Origin of the sequence: Nitrospira sp. (assembly GCA_030692565.1) — a bacterium.
Classification (GTDB): domain Bacteria; phylum Nitrospirota; class Nitrospiria; order Nitrospirales; family Nitrospiraceae; genus Nitrospira_D.
The window spans coordinates 150173-173102 of the sequence record JAUYAO010000054.1 but is presented as its reverse complement, the minus strand read 5'-3'; the positions used below and the strand labels follow the sequence as shown (position 1 = coordinate 173102).

Genomic DNA, 22930 nt, shown 5'->3' with positions numbered 1-22930 from the left:
ACCCGTCACTCGTCACCCATCACCCTTCACGGGAGTTATGAAGGCTAAGATCCTCATTGTCGACGACGACGCGGACATCGTCACAGTGCTGGAGGACCGGCTGCAAGCCTCGGGCTACACGACGGTCATCGCCCGGGACGGACAACAGGCCCTGGACCAGATCGAGCAGGAATCCCCCAACCTGATCCTGCTCGATCTCGACCTGCCGAAACTGACCGGCATTCAAGTCCTCAAGCGGCTCTCTCAGATCAAACACGTCGAAGACCTGCCCGTCATCGTCATGACGGCGCACGGATCGGTGAACGCCGCCGTCGAGGCCATGAAAGAAGGGGCCTACGACTTTCTCACCAAGCCGCTCGACAAAGACCACCTCCTCATCGTCATCCGCAAAGCCCTTGAGCGCGACTCGCTCAAGCGGCAAGTCGCCTACCTGCGCTCGGAAGTCGACGGCCGCTATGCCAACATCATCGGCGCCAGCCCGACCGTCCGCACGGTCGTCGAAGCCGCGCAACGGGCCGCACGCTCCGACGCCAGCGTTCTACTGCTCGGGGAAAGCGGCACCGGCAAGGAACTCTTCGCCCGCTCCATCCATCAATGGAGCCATCGGCACGCCATGCCGCTGGTGGTGATCAACTGCGTCGCCTTGACAGAGACTCTGCTGGAAAATGAACTCTTCGGCCACGAGCGCGGGGCCTTTACCGGCGCCGACCGGCTGCAGAAGGGCAAGCTGGAAATGGCGGACGGTGGGACGGTCTTTCTCGATGAAATCGGAGACATGCCGCTGCCGCTCCAGGCAAAACTCTTACGCGTCTTGCAGGACCGCGAATTCCAGCGGGTGGGCGGCACCCGAACGGTCTCCGTCAATATCCGGATCATCGCCGCGACCAATAAGGACCTGCGACAAGCGGTCAAGACCGGGCAGTTCCGCGAGGATCTCTACTTCCGCCTCAACGTCATCACCCTCACCCTGCCGCCGTTGAGGGAACGCCGCGGGGACATTCCCGCGCTGGCGCAATTTTTCCTCGAACGGCATGCGCGGGAAGCCAAACGTCCGGCGGCGACACTCAGTTCCTCCTCGATTGAAGCCCTCACACGGTATCCCTGGCCGGGAAATATTCGTGAATTGGACAATGTCATTGCGCGGGCGGTCGTGCTCAGCCCGACCGATACGATTGAACCGGACATGATCGCGTTGCTTCCGGAGGATGCCCGTCTCTGTAGGGAGGAAGGACCGGAGCTCTCGTACCTCGATCTGCCCTATCACGAGTCGATGGACGCGCACAGCCGCCACATCATTACGCGAGCGATTGAAAAGGCCGAGGGGAATCAGACGCGCGCAGCCGAACATCTGCACTTGCAGCGCACCTATCTGGCGCGGCTGATTAAGCAGCAACGTGACCGGCAGGAAGGACGAGGGGAGAGCGGTGGAGAGCTACAGGAAAACTAGCGGGTTGCGAGAAAGCGACATTACAGCCGGCGCAATCAGCGCCTAACGATGCTAGATGATAAATAGCTCTTTCTACAGGATGCTCAAAATGGCCACTGTTCTCACCCACCCAACCCCGGCGCGCCGAGACGCGCCGTTCCGCGGGGTAAGGCCGCAGCGAGTGACGGACCGAGGAGGTACATACCAAGCTTCGCTTGAGCCGCTCGCTTCGATCCCATGCGAGCGGAGAGGTACCTTTCCTCCAGTAGGCTTGGTACGTTGAGGGTCTGAACGATGCGAGAACGCCGCTGGCGGACATTTTCAGCATCCTGTCATCCCGAAGGAAGCTTCCTATCCTCCAGCCGCAGCAAACCGGCCTTCACATCCCGTTCGGCCTGCCCATAGCGTTCCGGCGTCCCCACATCGGACCAGTACCCTTTCAGGTCATAGCCCAACAGCGGTTCGCCCCGCCCGATCGCGGCCACATAGGGATCGATGATCGACGACGCCACTTCTCGTGGAATATCCCGCAAGAGCCTGGAGTGCAGAATATGGATGCCGGCAAACATGCGCGGCCTTGTCGGCATGGCGGTCTCCGCCAGGCCTTTCCCATTGATCCGGACGATGCGATCGTCCGCCCCCACTTCGACGAGTCCCCATTTCACCGCATCGGGATCCTCCCGCAGCACCAGCGTCGCCAGGGCCTTGCGTTCATGGTGGAACGCGCACAGCGCCGCGAGATCCAGATCAAACAGCGTATCGCCATTCAGGATCAACACCGCCTCGTTGGAGAAGTACCGCTCGGCCTGCTTGATCCCCCCGCCCGTCCCTAAAATGATAGGCTCGTGCGAATAGAGAAGCCGCAACCCGAACTGCGCACCAGTCCCCAGCGCCTGCTCGATCATCGGGCCGAGGTGATGCAGATTGATCACCACATCGCGGAATCCGTGCTGCTTGAGCAGCAGAAGATTCCACACGATGAGCGGAGCGCCGGCAACCGGAAGCAGGGGTTTGGGAATCGTGTTCGTCAGCGGCCGGAGGCGGGTACCGAAACCCGCCGCGAGGATCATCGCCTTCATATGATTCCGGCGCAGGCAAGAGACGCAGGGCAAAGGGCAAGGGGCCACATTATTCTTCTCATGAGAAACCCACCCCTCGCCCCTAGCCTCGCACCCCTAGCCTAATTCTCACTGCAATTCCGGAACATATGGCGTGAGGTGCTTGCGGAGCGGCGCGAGCTCCGGATACCGCTGGAGATTCCGTTTCACATACCCCAAGACGCGCGGGATGTCGGCCAGAAATTTGGGGTTGCCCTTCACCCGGTCGATGTAGACAAACCGTCCGGCGGCTTTCATATTCCGTTGAATGCTGGTGAGATCGAACAAGCGCCGGAAGGCGTCGCGGTTGGTCCAGACATGCCGATGCTCAGCCATCTGATCGAGATAGTAATTCACCAACTGATCCACCAGCGGCTCATCGAGGGCGATGTAGGCATCGCGCAAGAGAGAGGCCAAGTCATAGGTCGCCGGACCCATCAGCGCATCTTGAAAATCGATGACGCCAAGGCGCAGGCCGTCGACCATCAGATTGCGCGAATGATAATCTCGATGGGTGAACACCCTGGGCTGCCCGGCCAAATGTTCGGAAATCTTTTCGAACTCCCCGCGGATCGCCGTCCAGTCCTCCGAGCACATCGGCTTACCCTGGCGCGCCACGATCCCGTACTCCAGGAAATGATCGAACTCCCACATGAGCAACGGCACATCGAAACTCCGGTGGAACGCCAGACAGCCGGGATCGGCCGGCGAGGTCGCCTTCACCTGCATCTGAACCAGCACATTAATCGCTTGTTTGTATCGCGACTCCAGACTCGGCGCATCGGCATCACGCACCGCTTCGGCCAGCGTCAGATCGCCGAAATCTTCGAGATACAGCAACCCGGCGACATGGTCATAGTGATGCAGCGTCGGGACCGACACGCCGGCCTTCCCGAGATGCGACAGAATATTCAGAAAGGGCAACTCGGTGATCTGATGCATCGCTCCGCTGACCGCTTCTTCCGATTGCTTAAACCCCTCCGGCTCTGCGAGTTGCATGAGGATCACGGAGTGGGGCGGACCGCCGGCCAGGACGGCGCGGAAGTAGCGCCGATTCGACGCATCCCCCGGCAAGGGCTGGAGTTCGCGCAAGACCAGACCGGGACTCAGCCGCGATTCAATGGTGCGGGCGACGAGGGCTTGATCAGGAGGTGTGAGAGGCCCCTTCGGTGGGGCCGGGTTCGCAGTAGTCATACGCGGCGGATTATACCGAGAGGCCTACGGCTTGTCACGAACACAGCAGAAACAGCACAGCGAGAACGCCCGGAACGGAATCATTTCAAGAGGGGGCTGATGACTTGCTGTACTCAACTGACGCAGCGCCACGCTGCCAGCCGATCAGTTCCCCCCCTGATCCTCCGGTGAGCGCGGTGTCCCCAGCCATCGCTGAAGCACCGCCTGTAAGATCTGTGATTGAACCGGTTTGCTGACAAAATCGTCCATGCCGGCTGCCAGACAGCGCTCCCGGTCACCTGCCATGGCATTGGCGGTCATGGCCACGATGGGGATACGGCGAGAAGACGTCATTCGTGATTCGTCATTCGTCGATCGTGAAGAATAGCTCCCGCCTGAACCAGTCTCATGTTCCTCGTCATCCGCTTGATGCTTGACGGTTGACGATTGACGTTTTTCGCGTTCGCGAATCAGGCGCGCCGCGTCAAATCCGTCCATCTCCGGCATCTGGCAATCCATGAACACGACGTCGTAGGGAAGTAGGGCTAGCGCTTCCACGGCTTCGCGGCCATTGGCTACCACATCCACCCGGCATCCAAGCTTTCCCAACATCTTGGCGGCGACCTTCTGATTGACGGGGTTATCTTCCGCCACCAGCACCCGATTGCGGACATCGGCCTGAGCCTCGCCCAGACTGTGCCGGGTAATAATCGCCGGCCCCTGACCCGGCAACGCGTCTGCGGGAGCCTCCTTCGTCTTCAACACGAGGCTCAGACAATCGAGCAATTGTGCCTGACGAATCGGCTTGGTGAGATAGGCGGCAATGCCCGCCTCCCGCGCAGCCTTGGCGTCCCCGCGGCGGCCGAGCGAGGCCAGCAAGACCAATCGAACCGAACTGGTCGCCGGATCGGCCTTGATCCTGCGGGCCAACTCGAGGCCGTCCATCCCGGGCATATGCAGATCGAGAACGGCAAAATCGAATGGCTGGCCCTCGCTGAACGCCCGCAGAAGCGCATCAAGCGCCAGCAAACCGTTCTCTACGCTTTCATACCGGAGACCTTGGGTGTTGAATTGATGTTCGAGAACTTTCCGATTGATCGCGTGGTCGTCCACAATCAACGCCTTGCGACCCCGAAGCGGGATGGGAAAGCGGCCAGAGGGCTCCGGCGCATGACGACCCTCCGGCTGCCGGTCTAATCGCACCGTGAACCAGAACCGGCTGCCCGCTCCTGGCACACTCTCTACCCCAACGTGTCCTTGCATCAGTTCCGTCAATTGCTTGCAGATGGCGAGCCCAAGTCCGGTGCCGCCATACTTACGGGTCATCGATCCGTCGGCTTGCACAAAGGGCTGAAAGATTTTGGCGCACTGCTCCGCCGTCATGCCGATTCCCGTGTCGGCGACGTCAAATCGAAGTTCGACGCTTGATTGCCCCGGGGGATCGACTGGCCCGGCGACGCTGACCGTGACAACGACCTCGCCGCGTTCGGTAAACTTGATCGCGTTTCCGATCAGATTCGTCAAAATCTGCCGCAGACGGCCGGGGTCCCCGCAGACCGCCGTCGGAACCGTCCCGTTGATCAGACAGGCGAGTTCCAACCCTTTGCTGTGCGCGCGTTCGGCCTGCATCGAAACCGCATCCTCGACCGTCGCGCGCAGATCGAAATCGAGCATCTCCAAATCGAGCTTACGGGCGTCTATTTTGGAAAAATCGAGAATCTCATTGATGATGTCGAGCAACGATTCTCCTGAGCGGCGAATCATCTCGGCGTACTCTCGCTGTTCTGCCGTTAACTCGGTATCGAGCAACAGGCCCGTTGTGCCGATGACCCCGTTCATCGGCGTCCTGATTTCGTGGCTCATGGTCGCCAGAAATTCGCTCTTGGCTTTGGTGCTGGCTTCCGCCGCCTCTTTCGCGGCGAGCAATTCCACATGGCGCTGCTGTTGCGCAGTCATGTCACGAATCGCCGCAAGAATAACCCGGCCGTCGGCGGTATCGACGCAGCTGAGGCTGATGTGGACAGGGACTTCACGGTCATCCCGCCGGCGCGCGAACAAGTCGCGGGCCGCGCCCATGGACCTCATCGTGGGCGCTTCACAGTACCGTGCGCGCTGGACAGGGTGCGCGTCCCGGAAACGCTCGGGGAGCAGAATCTCGACCGCCTGCCCGATCAATTCATCCGCCCGATACCCGAAGAGCTGCTCCGCCTGTCGATTGACCAACAGGATGCGGCCGGCCATATCGGTGATGACCAAGGCATCGGGAGCCGCTGCTACCAATTGCTGGAATGTGTTTTCCGCTGCCTGCGCCCGCGTCCGCTCTTTGATCGCCGTCTTCCGCTCGTATTCCAGACGGCCGACACTCCACAGGAGTACAACGCTCAACGGCAGCAACAGGCCGGCGCCCGCCAGACCGATGTTGCTGACGACCCCCTGGACGGGAGCCAGAATATGCTCTCGATCCACACGCACCAACACCCCCCAACGCAGCTCGTCCCGGTCTTGAACGCCTCGCGTCATCGCATAGCCCGTCACCACCTCCACTTGCCGGCGCAGATGCCGCTCTTCGACGAACCCGGAGGGAGCAGAGTCGAACAACTGCGCCGATGGCAATCCCTCACGTTTGAGGTTCACCAGACCTTCTCCGCGCAATTGCGAATCCACGATCATCTCTCCTGCGCGATTCAAGAACTGGTATTCGATCTGCGTCGAGGTTCCCCATTGCGCCTGTAGCGCATTCACGGTGCGCTCAAACGCGTCTTCAACGACGGCCAGTGCGACTCGTGAACTGATGGACCCGAGAAATTCTCCGTGGGCTCCATGGATCGGCGCGGCGAAAAAAACTACACCAGTGCCGTGCGAAGCTTCAGACACCTGCGGTTCTCCGATATGGATTTTTCCATTATCCCGTACCGCCTGAAACCATTCCTGCTCACGCCGGTCGGCGCCGACGCTCACAGCATCCGTCGCGGCGATGACTCGACCAGCCGGATCGGTGACGCCGATCCACTCGTAGACAGGATAGGCGGTCGCCATCCATTGCAGATATCTGGTCATCACCAACGGATCCCGTTGTTGAAAACTTTTGGAACGAGCCATCATTTGAATATCGCCGTACCGTTCAGCCATCAACACATCCAGCTTGCCCGCAATATCGACGGCCGCGAGCGCAAGACTCTGGCCGGCCTGCGCCACCATTCGATTTTCGAGATACCGCAACGTGATCCATCCGACCGTCACAGTGACCAGCAGGCACATCAGGACCAGGCTCGACAAGCGCACAGACGGAAGGCGGACTGACTGCCGATCTGTCGTGACAGCTTCTCGAGCCTCTTGCTCCGGGGATACCGACAGTGGATTCATCGCAGGTCTCGACACGGTGTTCTCAGCAACTCCGCCGTTCATCGGCCCATTTCATCGTCATGCAACAGTAACGTTGGTTTTTCATTCATCTCGTTCCGCTCGGACCGACCAGAAAGAAAGTCCCGCTGCCTCTTCATTCTCACTGCTCTTTCGGTGGAACTGCCGAAACCTGTATGCCGGCACGTGACTCTACGCGGTCGCATCGCGAACTCCTACGCTACCTCCCGATCAAAAGAATTCTGTAGAATGTCCCTCCATTCAGACCGTTGACGTCACAGCAAGGCCTAATGCCTCTATGTGAATAGGGCCGACTGTTGTACAGTGGTTCCTAGACTGGATTTGAAATGGATGCTATCTGATGCCGTCTTCACTGCCCTTCCCGCGTTCGATGCAAATGACCGAGTTTCTTTTATTTTGATAACCCATCCCCCCTCAAGGCCTGATTGACAGGTGGCAGAGATGAAACCATTCTCCGAGGAAGTCCTTGAACGGTTCGCAGAAACCATCAAGGCGCTTCTCCATCCATCCGTGTACGAACGCACGCTTCAAGAGATCGGAGCAAGTCTTGCCCGTGCTGTCACCAGCCAGGTTCCCCGATCTCCCAATACGGCGTCCTCATCGGCTCTGACCGACTATCTCCGTTTCGGGGAATGGATGAAAGCCCTTTGGGGATGGGATCACACCATGACGAAGGGCACGGAGCATCGGATCGAGGTTCACTGTCACACCTGCCCCTTTGAAACACTGGCGAAAGAAGATTCTCTGATCTGCCGGATCGAAGCGAGCCTGCTGGGTGAACTCGCGAGAGAGTCGTTTGGATACGGCAAGGTGGCCGTGTACCGCGGCGCAGGACACCCGCCGCGCGATTGCCGCTTTACCGTCTATGCGGAGCGGACCGCGGACAACCTGGCCGCAGAGGGGCTCACCTTTGTGTCCACGCAGAATGGGGACAAGCGCAAGGCCGATACGACCGCCGCCGCGCGTGTGCTCACGCAGCTCACTCCCCGCGAACGGCAACTCGTCGCGCTCCTTGCCGAGGGGTTGCCGGACAAACAAATCGCCAAGGCGCTGCGCCTCAGTGTCCGAACAGTCGAAGGCCATTTGGCCAGAATCCGGGGAAAAACGGGACTCCATTCGCGCAGCGCGCTGATTCGGTTCGCCCTGCGGGCCAGCGCGCAATGACGGAGGAACCCGCCGAAGGAGGGATCATGAGCCGCCAGATCGCTCGTTCCGTTCTCGATCAGGCCGGGCGTGCTACCGGCATCAGGCTGCTGATCGTCGATGCTCACGAGATTGCGCGAACGGGTATACGAGCGGTCCTGAATCAAACGGGGCGCATCCGGGTCGTCGGCGAAGCGGCCACAATGGCCGCGGCCATAGAAGCCGGGCGTCGGCTCACGCCCGATGTCGCACTTGTGGAACTGCGCTTGCCGGACGGAAGCGGCATCGACGCCTGCCGCCGCATCCGCGAAGCCTCTCCCAACACCCGTCTGCTCGTACTGACGCACGGCGCCGATGACGGGTCCATCGTCTCGGCTTTGCGCGCCGGCGCCACTGGGTTTTTGCTCAAAACCGTCATCGGGCCAGACTTAGCCAGGGCCATCGAAACCGTCGCCGACGGACAGGTCATTCTGGATGGCGCGGTGGCGCAGCGGATTATGACGCACCTCTGCAGCCTATCCGTCTCAACCTCCGGGGAGATACAGCCCGAGCTCTCGGCGCAAGAAAAGCGGGTCATGGATCTTGTCGCGCAAGGAAAGACCAATAAGGAAGTCGCCGCCGCACTCGGCCTGAGCGATAAGACCGTCAAGAATTATCTCAGCAACGTCTACGAAAAACTTCAGGTCACCCGCCGGGCACAAGCCACTTCGTCCTTTATTCAACAAACGCGCGAGACTTGCGGCCTCAGCATTGCCGATCTCGGCTGCCCAGCCTTGCCTCCTCCGACATAAAACAGCGCCCTTTTCGATCTCAAGGAGGCGAGAAGACTCGCCGTTCAGAGAACCCTTTACAAGCGCGTTATCCCTTGGCACTTAAGAAGAAATAAGGGCGTGAAATACGACTGCACCAAACCGCTCCCAGCACCGAGCCCGTCACGTCAGCCAGCCAATCCTGCCAGCTTGACTCACGGAGCGGCACGAATAATTGATGGACTTCGTCGGTCGCCCCATACAGCGACGCCGTCAGAATCGAGAAGAGCAACGCACGGGCCGCTACTGCCCCCGTCGCGCCCCAGCGAAACGCCCGATAGCACAACCCGCCGAGTCCTGCATACTCCAGCGCATGCCGCACCTTGTCGTTCACCGCCACGAACAGAGACGGCAGATTGTCGTCCGGATGCGATTGCGCCGACAGGTAGAAAATCAATCCGGCGTAGCCGACCACCGGCCCCCAATACACGACGAAGCGCCTCCATCCCGTCTCTCCGGCCTGACCAGTCACGATACAAACTCCTCTGTTCGTTGCGCGTCTCGGACCCCTATGACATACTTCAAAAAATGAGAGAAATCACGCTCCAATGAAAAACGTCCACGTCTGCTTTGTCTGGCACATGCACCAGCCCTACTACACCGACCCGATTGCGGGAACGGCGAGTATGCCCTGGGTGCGCCTCCATGCCACCAAAGCGTATTTCGATATGGCGTACCTGCTGGAGAAGTTCCCGGCGGTGAAGGCCACGTTTAACTTTACGCCGTCGTTGTTACTCCAGCTTCAGGAGATCGGCAACGGCACCGTGCGCGATTTGTTTCTTGAACGCGCTCAACGTCCTGCCGCAGAGTTGACGCCGGAGGAACAGGCCTTCCTCATCCGCCATTTCTTCTCAGCCAACTGGGCCACGATGGTGCGCCCGTTCGCCCGCTATCACGAACTGCTGGTCAAACGCGGCACCGAGGTCTCGGGACCGGATCTCGCCAAGGTCGCCCGTCAGTTTTCGACACAGGATTTTCTGGACCTGCAGGTCTGGCACAACCTGGCCTGGTTCGGGTATGGGCCGCTCCAGCGCTACCCCCGCCTGGGTGCGCTCCGCAACAAAAACCGCAATTTCACCGAGGACGACAAACACGAAGTCCTCGCGCTGCAGCGGATCGCGATTCAAGAGATTGTCCCCCTCTACCGTCAGCTCCTCGACCGGGGTCAGATCGAACTCACCACCACACCGTTTTTTCACCCGATCCTGCCGCTCGTCATCGATACGGATATCAATCGCCGCGCGCGTCCCGACCTGCCCCTGCCCTCCCGGTTTCGCGCGCCGGAAGATGCGGAGACGCAACTCCAGCGGGCCGTCGGCTTTCACCGCAAGACCTTTGGCCAGCCGCCGGTCGGACTCTGGCCGTCAGAAGGATCCGTCTGCCCCGAGCTGCTCCCGCTGGTCCATCACGCCGGGCTCCGCTGGCTGGCGACCGACGAGGGCGTACTCGCCCGCTCATTCGAATTGAGCAATCGACCTTGGTATCGGCACACCGACCTCTACCAGCCCTATCGTGCAGGAGAGTCCGGACGAGACCTCACGATGGTCTTTCGCGATCGCGATATTTCCGATGCCTTCGGTTTCGTGTACCACAAAACCAATCCGGACTCCGCCGCCGATGACGTGCTCCGCCGTCTCCGAAACATTATTCACAACGCACCCCAGGAACAGATCCTCATTCCCATTATCCTCGACGGCGAAAATCCCTGGGAGCATTATCATGACGGCGGCGAACACTTCCTCTCGCGGCTCTATCGCGCGTTCACCGCGCATGAATTGGATCAAGAACAGGCCGTCCATCTGACGGCTTCCACCATGTCGGAAGGCCTCACCGCGGTCCCGCCTACCCAACAGTTGCCCGCACTCCATTCAGGATCCTGGATCAATCAGGACTACAAAATCTGGATCGGGCATCAGGAAGACAACCGCGGCTGGGACCTCCTCGGCCATACCCGCACCCGTCTCGTGGAAGTCGCCCCGACCTTGCCGGTGGACCGTGCAGAGGCGGCCTGGCAGGAGCTCTATGCCGCCGAGGGCAGCGACTGGTTCTGGTGGTACGGCGACGATTTCGACACCGACTACAAGCAGGAGTTCGATCGCCTCTTTCGCACCCACTTGCGCAACGTCTGGCTCTTCATGGGCCTCACACCGCCCGATCGATTGAACCAGCCGATCTGTGCCATGACCCAGCAGGCTGCGGCAGATCGCATCACCCAGCCGGTCTCGATCCTCACCCCCACCATCGACGGCCTGGTGACGGACTTTTTCGAATGGCGCGGGGCCGGAACTATCACGACGCAACCGCCGCTGGGAGCGATGTGGAAAGCCGAGGGGTTGTTCACGGCCATCTACTTCGGCTGGAGCCAAGACCATCTGCTCTTACGGCTCGACCCGGATGACGCCGCGCAGCCCCGGCTCAACGGATTGGGGATGGAGATCACGCTCCACGGGCCTCAGCACAGCTTCCGTCTCTCCTGTTCTCTGGCCCCGTCAGGACCGGAGTCCTTCACGCTCTTCCAACAAGGTGAGGCAGAAACCTGGCAGGAGATCGGTCCCTATCGTTCGATTTGTCGCCGCACCATTTTAGAACTGGCGATCCCGATGAAGGACCTCCAGCTTGAAGCGGAACAAGAGGTGGGTCTGAGTCTCGTGATTCTCGAACATGGATTGGAAGTGGCCCGCTATCCGCATCATACGCCGGCCATCCTGACCGTACCGGGGCCGGAGTTTGAAGCGGGGCTGTGGAGAGTGTGACCCATGGGCGAGGGGTAAGAGGCACGTGGCTAGAGGTCGAATCAGACCTTTCGCACCCATAGCCTCAAGCCTCTCGCCCCTAGCCTGCATTGGAGAAAAGAGATGCCGGACTTAAGACGTGATCCGATCGTCGGTCGCTGGGTGATCATTTCGACCGAACGGAACGGCCGACCGCATGACTTTGCCCAGATGCAACCGGCGAAACCGATCTCCACTGCGATCTGCCCATTTTGCCCGGGCCAGGAACGACTCACGCCGAAAGAAATCATGGCCTATCGGCCGCAACCCGGCGAACCGAATTCGCCGAACTGGAGCGTCCGCGTCATCCCGAACAAGTTTCCCGCATTGCAGGTTGAAGGCGACATGGGCCGGGAAGGCATCGGTTTGTACGACCGGATGAACGGCGTGGGCGCGCATGAAGTCATCATCGAATCGCCCGGCCACAAGGAAGGCCTCGCCGATCTACCGACGAAAAAAATAGAGGATGTGCTCTGGGCCTATCGCGACCGTATGATCGATCTCCGAAAAGATCTGCGCTTCCGCTACATCCTGATCTTCAAAAACCACGGCGCCTCGGCCGGCGCCACGCTGGAACACAGCCACTCCCAACTCATCGCCCTGCCCATCGTTCCGACCAGCGTGACGGAGGAACTCGACGGCTGCCGCGCCCACTACGAGCAGAAGGAACGCTGTATCTACTGCGACATCCTCCGGCAGGACCTTGCCAGCGGCGATCGAATCGTGGCGGAGAATCAGGAATTCCTCTGCGTCACCCCCTATGCCCCGCGCTTCCCGTTTGAAATGTGGATTCTCCCCAAGCGCCACGCCGCCTACTTCGAAGAGAGCCAGAAATCGCAATTCGAATTTCTGGCCCCGATTCTCTCAGAATCCCTGCGCCGCATGGACAAAGCGCTGGGACGTCCCTCGTACAATTTCATCCTCCACAGCTCCCCGCTGCACGAAAAAACCGGCGACTACTACCACTGGCATCTGGAAATCATCCCCAAACTCACCCAGGTTGCCGGCTTCGAATGGGGCACCGGCTTCTATATCAATCCTGTCGCTCCCGAAGAATCAGCCAAGTTCCTGAGGGAAGCGGAGCTGTAGGTGCCCGTTCGCTTCCGCATTGAAGACCCCACTCTCGCAGGCCCACTGCGCCAAATTGAGCAATTGATTCGACGCGCCGGAGGCCGGCTCTGGTTGGTCGGAGGCTGCGTGCGCGATTTGATCCTGGAACGGCAACCGCGCGACCTAGATCTTGAAGTATCCGGTCTTCCTCCCGGCCAGCTGCACAGCATTCTCACCGAACACTTTTCCGTCCAGTTCGTCGGTCGGGCCTTCGGCGTGTTCAAGCTCGACGGTCTGCCGATCGACGTCTCGCTACCCATGCGACGCCCTCTGGATGAAGCCACGATCCCCGGGCTGCTCCACCTGGCCGACCCTGAGATGGACATCGACGAAGCCCTCTCACGGCGAGATTTCACCATCAACGCCATGGCCTGGGACCCCGATACGCTGGATTTTCATGATCCCTTTCACGGCCGCGACGATCTCAAGGCCGGCACGTTGCGCCATGTCTCCGAACGATTTGCCGAAGATCCGTTGCGCGTGCTGCGCGGGATGCAACTGGCTGCGCGCTTCAACCTGACGGCGGCACCGGAGACGATTGCACTCTGCCGCTCGCTCACACAAGAGCATCTCCCGAGCGAACGGATCTGGGAGGAGTGGAAAAAATTCCTGCTCCAGGGGGTTACCCTCTCGAAGGGACTACAGTGGCTCCACGATTGCGGCTGGCTGCGGTTCTATCCGGAGCTTGCCGCGTTGCCCGGTTGCCCGCAAGATCCGGTGTGGCATCCGGAGGGCGATGTCTGGGTTCACACACTCCACTGCCTGAACTGGTTCGCCGGGGAACGCACCGGACAGGCGGAGGACGATCTGACAGTCGGCCTTGGCGTGCTCTGTCATGACTTCGGCAAACCCGCCACGACAAAGGAAGAGTTCGGGCGCATCACTTCGCGCGGCCATGAACCGGAAGGGGAGGCCCCGACCAGGCAATTTCTTGCCCGGCTCACCAATCAAACCGGCCTTGCCGACGAGATCGTGGCCCTCGTGCTGTGCCACCTACGCCCCCGTGCGCTCTACGATGGGAAGGCGTCCGACAGTGCGGTTCGCCGTCTAGCTAGGCAGGTAGGCCGCATCGATCGCCTCGTGCGCGTGGCGCGCGCCGATCATGCCGGCCGGCCCCCGAAACCCTTCGATGACTTTCCTGCCGGCGAGTGGTTGCTCAAGAAAGCACGGGAACTGGACGTTGAAGCGCAGGCCCCGCCCCCAATCGTAATGGGCCGGCATCTGCTTGCGATGGGAGTTTCTCCTGGCCCTGAGATGGGCAAACACCTCGATGACTGCTACGAAGCCCAGTTGGATGGCTTGTTCACCACGCTCGACGAAGGCCTGGCCTACGCCCGCCGGATTCTCTCCACGTCTCATTGACCACATCCGACGTTTCACACATCGCTCTCGCCCCTTGCTCCCTCACACATCGGCATCATATGATCGCCCCATGCACATTCAACTCAGCCATCCGGCCAGAACCGTCGAAATCAAAGGTCCGAAGAAGGCCAAAGACCTCCTGAAAGAGCTCAACCTCGTCGTGGAAGCGCACCTGGTCATCCGTGGGGACGAACTCGTGACCGAAGACGAGATGCTCTACGACCAGGACCAGATCGAAATCCGACCGGTGATTTCCGGCGGCTCTCCTGAAGAAACGTCATCCGTCATTGGTCACTCGTCAACCGATGAGATAACGGCTGATCTCGACTCCACAAATGACGATTGGCGCTTGACGATTGACGCCTCGGTGAAAAAGTGAACTGCACCAAATGCAAAACCCGCGCGGTGATCGATCTGCCGCGCCACAATGCCGCCTTCTGCAAAGACTGTTTCAACTACTATGTGCATGACCAGGTCGGCAGGGCCATCAAGTCTGAAAAAATGTTCGGGAAGGATGATCGCATCCTCGTGGCCGTGTCAGGCGGCAAAGACAGCCTGGCACTCTGGGATGTCCTCCTCAAGATGGGTTACAAGGCGGACGCACTGTATGTGAACCTCGGCATCGGCGGCTATTCGGAAGTGTCCCATGCCAAAGCAATCAAGCTTTCCGAAACCGTGGCCGCTCCGCATGGCGCAGTCCTGCACGTCCACACCGTGGAGCAGGAAGCCGGAGCCGGTATCAAGGAACTGGCCATGCTGATTCACCGTCCGACCTGTAGTACATGTGGAACCATCAAACGCTACCAGTTCAATCGCGTGGCGCTGGAACATAAATACGATGTGATGGCCACGGGGCACAATCTCGACGATGAAGCGGCCCGCCTGCTGGGCAACGTGCTCCGCTGGCAGGAAGAGTATTTGGATAAGCAGTCCCCCAACCTGCCGGCATCCCTTGACGGATTCGCCAAGAAAGTGAAACCGCTCTTTCGCCTGTCCGAGCGCGAATTGGCGGCCTACTCGGTCTTGAACCGGATCGACTACATCGTCGAAGAATGCCCGATGGCGAAAGGCGCCAGGACGTTGCTCTACAAGGAAGTGTTGAATCGGCTCGAAACGGAATCGCCCGGCACCAAGCAAGCCTTCTATTGCGGGTTCCTCGACAAACAGCGGAAGCCGGAAGCCTCCCCTCAGGCTACAATGGCCGAGAAAGATCAGGCTATGCTGCACCCCTGCTCCGTCTGTCAGCAACCGACCACCGCCGACGTCTGCTCCTACTGTAAGATGATGGCACGAGCCAAAGTCCATTCTAATTCATAAGCCCTCCACCACTTATTACTCATGGCCTGCCGTTCTCAGTTGACTCGCATTCTTAGCCTTGTCCTACTACTGTTCCTGACAGCGCACCTTCTTCCCTGCTCAGCAGCCGCATCTGATGGGCCAATATCAACCCCCAGAGGTGGCTCCGGTTGGTTGGACAGTTTCGCGCATTCCTTAAGTGGCGCCTGGCGTAGTGCTGATTACGCGGCGGTCTGCCGTGTCGTCAGATGGTCATAATACACCTGGTCAGGCGTCTGGCCGTCAAGCGCCTGATGTGGCCTGGTCTGATTGTAGAACGTCAGATAGCGCGCCACGCCCTGGTGGGCAGCCTCGATGGTCTCGTACGCGTGCAAATAGACCTCCTCGTATTTAATGCTTTTCCACAGCCGTTCGACAAACACGTTGTCTCGCCAGCACCCTTTCCCGTCCATGCTGATCTGGATGCCGTGGTGGGTGAGCAGCCCGGTGAATTCCTGGCTCGTGAACTGGCACCCTTGATCGGTATTGAAGATTTCTGGCGGGCCATAGCGGCTCACGGCGTCCTGCACCGCATCGAGACAGAAATCGGTCGTCAGCGTGTTGGACAGCCGCCAGGCCAACACCCGGCGACTGGCCCAGTCGAGGACCGCAAACAAGTACACAAAGCCTCACGCCATCGGAATGTAGGTGATATCCGCCGCCCAGACGTGATTGGGACGACGGATCGTGAGATTGCGGAGGAGATACGGATAGATGGTGTGGGCCGGATGCCGCTGGCTGAGGCGCGGCTTGCGATACAGGGCCTCAATCCCCATGCGGCGCATCAGTGTCGCCACATGCCGCCGCCCAATGGCCTGCCCCTCTTGCCGTAAGAGATCGCGCAACATGCGAGCGCCGGCAAACGGATGGTGCAGATGGAGTTCGTCGATCCGACGTACCAGGGCCAGCTCCGCTGCCGATACCGGCGTCGGGGAGTAGTACGCCGTGGATCGGGCCAGTTTCAGCAGCTGGCATTGCCGCTGCACCGGCAGTGAATGGGTCCGATCGATCATGGCTTTGCGCTCCGCAAGCCCGCCTTGGTGAGCGCCCCGGCTAAAAAATCATTTTCCAGGGCCAGTTGGCCAATCTTGGCGTGGAGGGTCTTGAGATCCGGCGTGTCCGCCGTCGGTGTGGCCCCGCCAAACACATCCGCGGCCCGCGCCAGTAATTGCTGCTTCCATTCCGTGATCTGCGTGGGATGGACCTGAAACTGCTCGGCCAATTCGGCCAGCGTCTTGTCGCCTTTGACCGCGGCCAACGCCACTTGGGCCTTAAACGTCGCTCCGTGATTCCGTCGTGTTCGCTTCATTGCCTCGCTCCTCTGGTTCGCCACCACCTGGTGGCTTCGGTGAAGCCAGGCTACCACTTAGCACACTGTCCGAATTTCCGGATCCCCCTCTCCCATCGGCACCCAAACCATAGGACTCACGACCGGGCCATTCTTTCCCCTGCGTGTTGGGACCAGCCAATCCTCAAAACTCTTCGGGGAAGCCTTCATCCCGTCGTGGATGATGACCCTTACGGAACCGATCGGCTCAGGCTGGTACCAAGGCCAACTGGCGCTCGGCGCAGAACTCGTCGCCGTCCATACTCATAGTCCGATTACAGCCTATGGGATCGGACTGACTCCGAAAATGGCCTATACCTCCACGGCGTTTGGACGGGTGCGCCCCTTCATCGAGGGAGGCGGAGGGCCCGGCGTGGACGGACTTGGGAGGGCGAGTCCCAGAACAACCAGGACAATTCAATTTTCTGGGATGGGGTGGAGTTGGCTGTGCCTACCAGATGACTCCCGCATGGGCGCTGACGACCGGCTACCGCGTCAGGCACATCTCTAACGCAGGGACTCGATCGCCCAATTCTGGGCTAAATTTTAGCCTCCCCTATCTTGGCCTCACCTATCAATTATTCTGATTCCTCCGCCTTCAGACCAGCTGACCAAGCCTATACAAAATTGAACACTTGTCACGAATGAATCGTGAGCATTCTGTGGAGCCCCCCTCTTTTGATGTGTGGTAACTCTTCAGGAATTATGATGATATGGACCTGCGTGGCAGAGGCACTTACATCACCCACTGGCACTACAAGGCAGGTCTGGTTATGTTCGAGCGCGTCCTATATGCAGTGAACCTCGATCCTTCAAGCAAGTATGGATCGCTGGAAGAACAGATCTACCTTACAAGCCAAGCCATCGCTAAAGAGGGGGGGGCCTTCATCCCTGTTTTTGCCGCAACGCTTCCAGAGAAGGAGGAACAGCGATACCGAGTTGCAGGACTGACAGTTACATCGTTGCCACTCGGACGATTCAACATCCCCACTCTTCGCAAGCTGTTACGCTTGATCGACCGGCATCGCATTGACGTAGTCCATTGGAATCTCTACCACCCCCTCAGCGGATACGCGGCAGTCTTGCGTGTCCTACGACCCAAGTTGCGGCATTACCTTACCGACCACAACTCCAGACCAACCTCTTTTCGTCCCACCCGTCATGCGCTCTCAAGCGCATGCAAGAAGCTGATGCTTGGAGGCTACTCAAAAGTTCTTGCTGTCAGCGACTATGTCTTAGAGGAGTTAGAGCGACAAGCCATTTGGCCTAACCTTGGCAGATATCACCACTTCGTAAATACAGGCCGCTTCCAGCCTGACAAAACAACACGTTCAACGATACGATGTTCCCAAGGGGCGGAGAAAGTGTTTATAGTCCTGGTCGTGGCGCACCTCATTCGGGAGAAAGGTGTGCATGTTGCTATCCAGGCGCTCAGCGATCTTCCATCCAATGTTGTACTCTGGATTGTCGGAGACGGGCCTGAACGACTGCCCCTTGAACGCATCGCCGAATCTCTCGGTCTCCGTGAGCGAATCAGGTTCTGCGGCCTGCAAGCTGAAGTGAGTCCATTCATGCAGGCTGCTGACTGTTTCGTTTGCCCCTCCTTATGGAAAGAGGCGGCAGGCCTTGTTATTCTTGAAGCGATGGCTTGCGGTCTGCCTGTGATCGGAAGTGCTGTCGGAGGCATCCCTGAATTTATTAAGCCTGGCCAAACCGGATCGCTGGTTCCAGCTGGAGATCCTGGGGCTCTCGCAGCCCATATTTTCCGGCTCTATGCATCAGAGACGGAACGGGAAGAGATGCGAGTGAAGGCCAGAGCCCTGGCTGTCTCACAGTTTTCCCATGAATCACGAGTCTCCGACGCTGTCGCCATTTACAATACAACATGCCTTGAGGTGCGGTGATGGCACATGATCTAACGAATCAGCTCGACCGTGACGGCATTGTGATACTCCCGGAATTTGTCACGGGGCCTCAACTGCGAGGAATGCAACAAGCCTTTGAAGCTCGTTTGCGAAACATGGCATGGAACGACACCGTAGGGTATGAACGTACCGAGATGTATCGCCACATGGTCCAGGATGTACTTATTCTGGACCAGGGGTTCCTCGACGCCGGCCTGCACCCACTTGTCCTCCAAATTCTCAAGGAATATATCGGCCCTCAGTTCCAGCTTGTCGAAGCAAAGGGGTGGTTATCTCTTCCGACCAAGAAAAACTTTCACGGGTGGCACGGCGATGCCTGGTACGACCAAACCACTGTTTCCACGATTCCGCGAGAAGTCAAGCTTGCCATTTACCTGACCGACGTTCGCTCAGGCGCTTTCACCTACATCAAGGGGAGCCACCGCAAACAACACCCCCGGCTTGTTCAGAGCCATGAAGTCTCACAAGTTCCCAGGGAGCAGATTATTGAAGTTCCGGGGACTGCGGGGTCGGCTGTCCTGTTTGACACCTCCGGGATTCACCGGCAGGCCACGCCCGTCTTGGAGCCCCGACAAGCGGTATTCCTGAATTATCATGACCCCAGTATCCCGCTCCAGCAAGAGGACATTGAGTATTATCGGTACCACCCTCTGCTCCTCAATGCGGCTTTTCTGGGAAACCTCACACCGGAAGCACAACGGGTCTTGGGATTTGGCGACAAGAGAAACTATCAGCACTGCTTCGAACGCCGACGTCGCCATGTATTTTTAGAGGGAATCAGCCGATCCCTTCTAGAAACCTCCCTGCAGATCAACCAAGCCCTCTATTATCCTCGGAGGGCTCTGGCCAAGGCCCGAAATCTCTTGAGTCAGTAGGAGGACTATGGGTATGGCTCTCCGGCGTAGACACCCATATGTCGAACTGCGCTGTCCACTCTATCGGAAAGAGCTCACCCTCCTCCCTACAGTTTCGGAAGGTCCCAATGCGCGCTAGACGAATATTCCTATTGGTTTCCTTTTCAGGTCTCCTGCTCGGCGTCACTGCGTTAGCGTCTGAGCTGGCACTGAGAGCTTCAGGCCACATCTCCACTGCCAGCATCCACGCCATCTCAAATAGGGACTTTGTGCGGGTGCCGGGCATGTTCGAACCGAACCAATCGGTGGAGGAAACGCCTCATCCCAAGCTTCATTACCATGCGACGATCAACTCGCTCGGCTATCGAGGGCCTGAATTTCAACAAATCAAGCCTCCTCACGTTATTCGAATCCTCTGCCTCGGGGATTCCGGCACATTCGGTCAGTTTGTGAACGATGAGGAGACGCTCTCCGCAAATCTTGAGCGGATGCTGCGACAAGAAGGGCATTCTGTCGAAGTCATCAATGGGGGCGTACCAGGCACAACTATTGTGGATCAAGTAGAGATCCTTAAACGGAGCATGAGCCTCGCCCCGGACATTGTCATTCTCACATTCAGCGAAAATGATATTACTGACTTGGACGCGGAGCCCTCTCAATTTGCGGCGCTTGCGGAAAACCGGAAAGTGAAGGGACAGACAGGGCTGAGAGCCGTCTATGAACTCGTTCGCGACACAGCCCTCTTCAATTACTTCCTAAAAGTCAGAGCGACATGGAAAACCTACTCGGCGCCCCATGCATCAACCGCGGCATTCATTTCAAATCCTGAGGACTCGGAACCCCGGCATGAACAGCTATGGGCAAATTACTCACGCCAGATGGAGACAATGATTCAGTCTCTATCCGGCAGAAATATCCGCTTTATCTTCAATGGCTATCCGACACATCAACGGATCGGAGCCGACACGTTTACGGACGATCGGAGTCGCGTTCAACTCAGCCGGGCTGAAGCCTTGGCGAGGAGTATGGGAGTGACCACGGTGTCGCTCCTTCCTTCCTTCCGAGAAACCGGACTGACCAAAGAAGAGCTCTACCATTTGCCGTACGATGGGCACGCGAATAAGATGGGGTATCTGATTCAAGCGACAGCACTCCTTCCCGCCGCACGAGAAGCAATCCGGGCCGTTCGCCCAGACTCCGGAGACTCACGGCCCTAGAAGTGAGAGGGAACCAATAGAGGCAACACCACGGAAAGCCTAATCCCTTGATATGATTCCATGCCTGCTACCCCGATCGTGAGAGAACGTCCGCCCTTTCTGTTTACTGTTGTGTTTCCCCTATTACTCCTTGCAACTATCGTTACTTCTCGTCATCCCACGTTCGCTGCCGAGCCTGATTTCGTTGGGCGTTGGAACATCACTCTTCTCGAAACACCTGGCTATTCTTCTGCCTGGTTAGAGATTAAACCCATTGGCAACAAGGTCAAGGGCGGTCAGCTGGTGTGGATCTTTGGCGGAGCTGAGCCCATTGAAGATGTTGCAATCACGGAAGACGTTCTGACCTTCTCTCACATATTTATGGGGAAGCGACTACACTTCACCGCCAGATATACAGGAGATGCTCTATCTGGAACGACAACGGACCACAGTTCCACCATTAGATGGACTGGAGTTCGTGCGCCGGAGCTACAAACACCTACCACGCTGCGGCAAGGAACGCCTGTTGCCATTTTTTCTGGCAACAATCTCCCTGGGTGGACCTTGCGTAACGGATCCTCACCCTATTGTTGGCATACCGAAGAGGGTGTCTTATTCAACGACCCATCCTGCACAGACCTGAAATCGAATACCGATTTCATGAATTTTCATCTCCATCTAGAATTTCGGCTGGACGACGAGGGCGGGAGCGGAGTGTACCTTCGAGGCCGATACGAAGTACAAATCGCCAACGATGCGGACAGGCAGCTTAGCGTTCGCTCGACCGGCGCGATCTTTGGGCATATCGCTCCGACCCTGTCGGCCGGGAAAAACCAAGGCGAGTGGCAAACACTTGATGTCACTCTCATCGGGAGAGAGGTGACCGTGCGGCTGAACGATCACGTCGTGATTGCCCATGAACAAATTCCAGGGCCCACGGGTGCCGCCCTCGACAGTGATGAAGCACGGCCGGGCCCCATCATGCTGCAGGGAGACCATGGCCGTGTGTCATTCCGCAATATCGTGATCACGCCTTTGCTTAATGAAGTCCCTTAGCGTCTCGATTCATGCAACGTTGACTCGTCCTGCACGGCGACACGGCCCTGAGTTCTTCCCTGAGTCCTCCTCTAGTAACACTGTCCTGAATTCGATCCCCCCAAAGGAGCCCGGATCTGATCACGATTGTTGCCGGCCAGAGCCCCATCAGACGGGGGTAGTGGGCTATTATGAAAATAGAAATAGAGGAAAACTATGGAAGCAAGAGCGGCTTTATTTGATTATATTTAACGGTCAAGACTTTATCAGTGATCTGATTAAGTGTCCGTGCCCCACCAGGCAATAAATCCCCACTTCTGGTCTCAAAGGAAACATTAACAACTTTCTTCCCGCAATCTTTAATAACCTGGACTGCCGGAACATAATCCCCATCACCAGAAACAATTACGGCTACATCATAAATGTCCTTCAGGTGAAGCATATCGATAGAGAGCTTCACATCTACAGCCTTCTCTGATCCAAACCGTCTAGTGCAGAGATTATAGTGAATGGTCCCTGCCCGACGAAATTCGACTTCATCATGCTGACCAACTATTCCATTTTGGAGTGTGAGCCATCCATGAAAGCGCTTCTCGATTTTACGCTGTTCATCCTCTAGATCGTGCAGAATATTCTCAGCACAAGTTCGTTCGTTTGCGGCTGCATTAAGTGCCTTGGCAAATGGATCGTGCTTACGAAGAATATTTACGAGCTTCTGATGATCGTTAATACTGTGCGGTAGATTCCATGGCCAAAAATCTACCTTGCCTACAACATACCAATAGGCTCGAAGCTTTTCTGATGAATAGCAATTCGCAGCTAAGAAGTCGAAGAATTCATGCCATCGAGCTGTCTTAGGGAGATAATCTTGCGGGTCAAATTCACCGGCAAATAGATCAATGAGCGAATGACGAAGATTCTCTCCGTCTACAAATATACAGGAGCGCATGATTTACCCAAAAAAAATGCGAGGGGCACGCAGCCCC

At 58.1% G+C, this 22930-nt stretch carries 17 protein-coding genes and 1 pseudogene; 12 read left to right on the top strand and 6 right to left on the bottom strand.

The window, feature by feature from the left end; translation table 11 throughout:
- The first annotated feature begins 37 nt into the window (after positions 1-37).
- Entirely contained in the window at positions 38-1447 is a 1410-nt protein-coding gene (locus Q8N04_14980; GenBank protein MDP3091977.1) for a sigma-54 dependent transcriptional regulator, read from the top strand.
- 311 nt (positions 1448-1758) lie between these two features.
- Here Q8N04_14980 and Q8N04_14975 read toward each other — a convergent pair whose 3' ends face one another.
- The 3 genes from Q8N04_14975 to Q8N04_14965 form a co-directional block, all read right to left on the bottom strand.
- A complete protein-coding gene (locus tag Q8N04_14975; protein ID MDP3091976.1) occupies positions 1759-2505 on the bottom strand; it encodes an NDP-sugar synthase in 747 nt (248 codons plus the stop codon).
- Positions 2506-2613: 108 nt separating this feature from the next.
- Complete coding sequence (locus Q8N04_14970) at positions 2614-3717, bottom strand: phosphotransferase (protein MDP3091975.1); 1104 nt, start codon at positions 3715-3717, stop codon at positions 2614-2616.
- Between the two features lie 144 nt (positions 3718-3861).
- Positions 3862-7059, bottom strand: coding sequence for a response regulator (locus Q8N04_14965; protein MDP3091974.1), 3198 nt, complete (start codon positions 7057-7059; stop codon positions 3862-3864).
- Positions 7060-7518: 459 nt separating this feature from the next.
- Between Q8N04_14965 and Q8N04_14960 the strand changes: the two genes are divergently transcribed.
- Complete coding sequence (locus Q8N04_14960; protein MDP3091973.1) at positions 7519-8241, top strand: LuxR C-terminal-related transcriptional regulator; 723 nt, start codon at positions 7519-7521, stop codon at positions 8239-8241.
- 26 nt (positions 8242-8267) lie between these two features.
- Positions 8268-9011 carry a response regulator transcription factor gene (locus Q8N04_14955; GenBank protein MDP3091972.1) on the top strand — a complete coding sequence of 248 codons (744 nt, stop codon included), beginning with the start codon at positions 8268-8270 and terminating at the stop codon, positions 9009-9011.
- Between the two features lie 67 nt (positions 9012-9078).
- Here Q8N04_14955 and Q8N04_14950 read toward each other — a convergent pair whose 3' ends face one another.
- The gene (locus tag Q8N04_14950; protein ID MDP3091971.1) at positions 9079-9501 is read right to left on the bottom strand and encodes a VanZ family protein; all 423 of its coding nucleotides are present in this window, start codon (positions 9499-9501) and stop codon (positions 9079-9081) included.
- A gap of 76 nt (positions 9502-9577) precedes the next feature.
- Between Q8N04_14950 and Q8N04_14945 the strand changes: the two genes are divergently transcribed.
- From Q8N04_14945 to Q8N04_14925, 5 genes are all read left to right on the top strand, one after another.
- Positions 9578-11782 (top strand): glycoside hydrolase family 57 protein, encoded by a 2205-nt coding sequence (locus Q8N04_14945; protein ID MDP3091970.1) that lies wholly within the window; start codon positions 9578-9580, stop codon positions 11780-11782.
- A 102-nt stretch (positions 11783-11884) separates the two neighbouring features.
- On the top strand, positions 11885-12889 hold the full coding sequence (galT, locus tag Q8N04_14940) for a galactose-1-phosphate uridylyltransferase (protein ID MDP3091969.1): 1005 nt from the start codon (positions 11885-11887) through the stop codon (positions 12887-12889).
- The gene (locus Q8N04_14935; GenBank protein MDP3091968.1) at positions 12890-14272 is read left to right on the top strand and encodes a hypothetical protein; all 1383 of its coding nucleotides are present in this window, start codon (positions 12890-12892) and stop codon (positions 14270-14272) included.
- A gap of 70 nt (positions 14273-14342) precedes the next feature.
- The gene (locus tag Q8N04_14930) at positions 14343-14651 is read left to right on the top strand and encodes a hypothetical protein (protein MDP3091967.1); all 309 of its coding nucleotides are present in this window, start codon (positions 14343-14345) and stop codon (positions 14649-14651) included.
- Positions 14648-15589 (top strand): ATP-binding protein, encoded by a 942-nt coding sequence (locus tag Q8N04_14925; GenBank protein ID MDP3091966.1) that lies wholly within the window; start codon positions 14648-14650, stop codon positions 15587-15589. Before Q8N04_14930 ends, Q8N04_14925 begins: the two co-directional genes overlap by 4 nt.
- Positions 15590-15789: 200 nt before the next feature.
- Here Q8N04_14925 and Q8N04_14920 read toward each other — a convergent pair.
- Positions 15790-16916: pseudogene (locus Q8N04_14920) on the bottom strand (IS3 family transposase).
- A gap of 1382 nt (positions 16917-18298) precedes the next feature.
- Between Q8N04_14920 and Q8N04_14915 the strand changes: the two are divergent.
- The 4 genes from Q8N04_14915 to Q8N04_14900 all read left to right on the top strand — a co-directional run bounded on the left by Q8N04_14915 (position 18299) and on the right by Q8N04_14900 (position 21965).
- Complete coding sequence (locus Q8N04_14915) at positions 18299-18838, top strand: glycosyltransferase (GenBank protein MDP3091965.1); 540 nt, start codon at positions 18299-18301, stop codon at positions 18836-18838.
- A complete protein-coding gene (locus Q8N04_14910; GenBank protein ID MDP3091964.1) occupies positions 18838-19734 on the top strand; it encodes a phytanoyl-CoA dioxygenase family protein in 897 nt (298 codons plus the stop codon). The genes Q8N04_14915 and Q8N04_14910 overlap by 1 nt, the downstream gene beginning before the upstream one ends.
- Before the next feature lie 263 nt (positions 19735-19997).
- Positions 19998-20930: a GDSL-type esterase/lipase family protein gene (locus tag Q8N04_14905; GenBank protein ID MDP3091963.1), complete on the top strand. Its 933-nt coding sequence runs from the start codon at positions 19998-20000 to the stop codon at positions 20928-20930.
- 60 nt (positions 20931-20990) lie between these two features.
- Positions 20991-21965: a DUF1080 domain-containing protein gene (locus Q8N04_14900; protein ID MDP3091962.1), complete on the top strand. Its 975-nt coding sequence runs from the start codon at positions 20991-20993 to the stop codon at positions 21963-21965.
- Between the two features lie 193 nt (positions 21966-22158).
- On the opposite strand, the gene Q8N04_14895 is transcribed toward Q8N04_14900, so the two are convergent.
- Positions 22159-22893: an NYN domain-containing protein gene (locus tag Q8N04_14895; GenBank protein ID MDP3091961.1), complete on the bottom strand. Its 735-nt coding sequence runs from the start codon at positions 22891-22893 to the stop codon at positions 22159-22161.
- Between the last annotated feature and the right edge of the window lie 37 nt (positions 22894-22930).